The following is a 500-nucleotide window of genomic DNA, read 5'->3' on the forward strand; positions in this document are numbered from 1 at the left end:
ACGGCTATACAATCGAACCGGCTGCGAAAGAATCAGCCGGAACCGATGTCATTCTGAAGCTGAAAGAGAATACAGACGATGAAAACTATGATGAATACCTGGATGTTCATCGCTTAAAAGCGATCATCAAAACATACTCTGATTTCATCCGCTACCCGATCAAGATGGATGTCGCGGTCAACAAGCCGAAAGAAGGCGCCGAAAATGAATTTGAAGAAGTCCAGGAAGAACAGACGGTCAACAGCATGGTGCCGATTTGGAGAAAAAACAAAAGCGAACTGAAAGATGAAGATTATGAGGCGTTTTATAAGGAAAAGCATTACGGTTTTGACAAGCCTCTCGCGCACATCCATACAAGCGTAGACGGCGCGGTGAGATACCATGCGATTTTATTCATTCCTGAAAATATTCCGTTCAACTACTACACGAAGGAATTCGAGAAGGGTCTGGAACTGTATTCGAACGGTGTGCTGATCATGGAAAAGTGTCCGGATCTGCTG

The 500-nt window shown here is 44.6% G+C and carries 1 pseudogene; it reads left to right on the forward strand.

What is annotated here, in order from left to right:
• A pseudogene (locus ACWHAR_RS32770) lies at nt 1-500 on the forward strand (molecular chaperone HtpG); the annotation flags it as partial.

The sequence above is a fragment of the Bacillus sp. LR--39 genome, from assembly GCF_053613335.1.